General features: G+C 64.4%; 5 protein-coding genes. 1 reads left to right on the top strand and 4 read right to left on the bottom strand.

Going from position 1 to position 2278, the window contains the following annotated elements:
• A partial coding sequence (locus tag JOZ79_RS01600) for a hypothetical protein (protein WP_294069667.1) occupies positions 1 to 699 on the bottom strand: 699 nt, incomplete at its 3' end.
• A 26-nt stretch (positions 700 to 725) separates the two neighbouring features.
• Between JOZ79_RS01600 and JOZ79_RS01595 the strand changes: the two genes are divergently transcribed.
• Complete coding sequence (locus JOZ79_RS01595) at positions 726 to 989, top strand: hypothetical protein (protein ID WP_294069664.1); 264 nt, start codon at positions 726 to 728, stop codon at positions 987 to 989.
• Here the strand turns inward: JOZ79_RS01595 and JOZ79_RS14095 are convergent.
• From JOZ79_RS14095 to JOZ79_RS01580, 3 genes are all read right to left on the bottom strand, one after another.
• Positions 973 to 1104: a phage tail assembly chaperone gene (locus JOZ79_RS14095; protein WP_366514783.1), complete on the bottom strand. Its 132-nt coding sequence runs from the start codon at positions 1102 to 1104 to the stop codon at positions 973 to 975. The two genes, JOZ79_RS01595 and JOZ79_RS14095, sit on opposite strands and share 17 nt — an antisense overlap.
• 384 nt (positions 1105 to 1488) lie before the next feature.
• Entirely contained in the window at positions 1489 to 1941 is a 453-nt protein-coding gene (locus tag JOZ79_RS01585; protein WP_294069658.1) for a hypothetical protein, read from the bottom strand.
• A 62-nt stretch (positions 1942 to 2003) separates the two neighbouring features.
• The coding region (locus JOZ79_RS01580) for a hypothetical protein (RefSeq protein WP_294069655.1) at positions 2004 to 2278 on the bottom strand (275 nt) is incomplete at its 5' end.

Below are 2278 nucleotides of genomic sequence, written 5' to 3'. Positions count from 1 at the left end.
TAGCTCAGGTGAGAGGACAACCCCCAATTGCTCAGCCGCCTGCGCGAGCTGATTGAACCCTTCCGCACCCGCCGAGACGAGCGGTGTCAGCGCCCCGGCATTCCTTCCCATGAGCTGCATGACATCGGCGGCACGTTGAGCCGGATCGGGCAGTCGGGAGATGGCTGACGATAGGTCGGTGTAGACGGCCTCGGTCGACCGGACGTTGCCGCTGCTATCGCGAACCTTGACGCCGAGACGATCGAAGACGGCGACGAGCGCGCTGTTTCCGTTGGCGGCCTGGCCGATGCTTCGCGTGAGACGCTGCAGGCCCGCGTCCGCTTCCGCGTTGGCGACGCCGTACTGGCTTGCGGCATACCGATATTGCTGCAGGAACTGCGTCGACGTGCCTACTTGCTCGGACACGAATTTGACGTTGCCAGCGAACTCGAGGCCCTTTTTCCCGGCCTCGATTAGGCTTTCACCGAGCAGCGACCCGATCGCCAATTCGCCGAGGCTCTTCAGCCGCTCGAGGGGAGCCTCAAGCTTCTCCAAGCCCTTCCCGAGCGCCGCGAATTTGGCATCCTGCTCATCGAGGTGCTGCTGCGTCGATCGCGTGAACTCCTCGACGGCGCGCTCAGCCGCCGATAGGTTCGACCGTAGGAGTTCGGTGTTGGCCTGGATCGTCAGGAGCAGTTGGCGAGCGTCTTGATCTGCCATCGCGTGCTCCATGGAAGGGGACTGAAATGAAGAGACCGGCGGTTTGTTGGCTTTTCGACGGGCTCGGGATTGCGAGCTGGATTGCAGCCGTGCTCGCCTACGTCAGCGCGAAGCACCTGATGGACTTGAGCGGCAATGCGCTCCAGGCGGGGGTCTTCCCCTCCTGGGCAGCCGTCTATGGGGAGCGGGCCGCGGTGGAATACGTGGCCCCTGTGGTGGGGACCTTGTTTCTCGGCTTTTCAGCTATTGTCGGCCAGCTTGCACGAAGTCGCCCTACTTCGGGCAGTTGATCTGCCGCCACGCCTCAAACGCGTGGAAGAATTCTACTGGCGTCGACGACCAGAATTCCCACGGCCTCCACCCGAGCGCGGCGCCGGCGAGGCCTTGGAGGCGTTTTCGGTCGATGCCTCCTCCTTCGCCGGAGCCGCCTTGGCTTCCCCCGAGCTGGTCAATCCTCCCGTCGCCGCCATGTAGAGCATGAGCGCGAGGCGCGGCTGCACGAGGTAGATGCCGGCTTCCATCAGCATGGGCGTCACGTTCTCAACCTGCGCACCGCGCGCGCTGGTGTTGCCGAGGGCCCTACCCCATGCCCGCATGCACTCCGTGACGATGATCGCGGCCGACGAAAGCGCAAGCGCGCCGCGGTCCGCCTCGCCGGCCAGCTGCATCAGCGATTTGCCGGTGCCGAGCTCGAACGCCTGGATCGCTTCCCAGCTCGGTCGCAGCCCGTATGTGGCGGGGCCGAGCTTAAGCTCGAACTCGCCACGCTCTTCATTCGCGGCCATCAGCTTACTTCAGCGCGTCGACCGTGGGCGCGGCCGCAAGCGCGAGCTGCGCCTTCACCGAAACCTTGTCGTTCTGAGTGAAGGCGGTGCTTTGGATCGAGCCGTACATCAGCGCAGCGAAGACGGTGTCCGCAGGATCAGCGCCGCTCGCGCCGTTGCGGCGGATCTGCACCAGGAACGGCGCAGCCGGCTGCGCCGCGCAGAGCGTCTCGAACTCGGTGTAACCACCGGTGTCCGGCAGCGTCGGCAGAATATCGAGATCGATGTTGGCTTTGCGAAGGCCGTACGCCGACGTGGCGTAGCCGGCGCTCGACTTGCTCGAGGTATCGATCTCCGTCTGCAATCGGTTGATCGTCGCGGTGCCCTGGCCGTTGATCACGGCATAGGTCGGCGTGCCGCTGTTGACGGCGATCCACAGCAGATAGTTGTCGCCCAGGAGGACGGTCGAAGTAGTCATGGTCGTCTCCAACAAAAAGCCCGGCCGAAGCCGGGCAACTCACGCGCAACAGGATGGAATGATCAGGCGGCTTGCGCCCACACGAGGAAGAGGCTCGAACCGACATAAGTCGCGCCGTCCTCAAGCAGCGGGGTGTTCGAATTCAGCAGCTTCGGATTTGAGAACGCCGCGCCCGCTGCGGTCAGCGGTTGATCGTGCAGCGCGGCGCGCACCTGCTCTTGAAAGCCACGCACTGTCAGCTTGGGCACGGACTGCATGCAGGTGTGGACCTGCACCTCGTGACGCTCCAGGCGGCCGACCTTCGACCCGTGCTCGGTGACATGATCCTCGCCGAGAA

Source organism: Sphingomonas sp., from assembly GCF_019242355.1.
Lineage (GTDB): Bacteria > Pseudomonadota > Alphaproteobacteria > Sphingomonadales > Sphingomonadaceae > Sphingomicrobium.
This window is presented reverse-complemented; position numbering and strand designations above follow the sequence as displayed.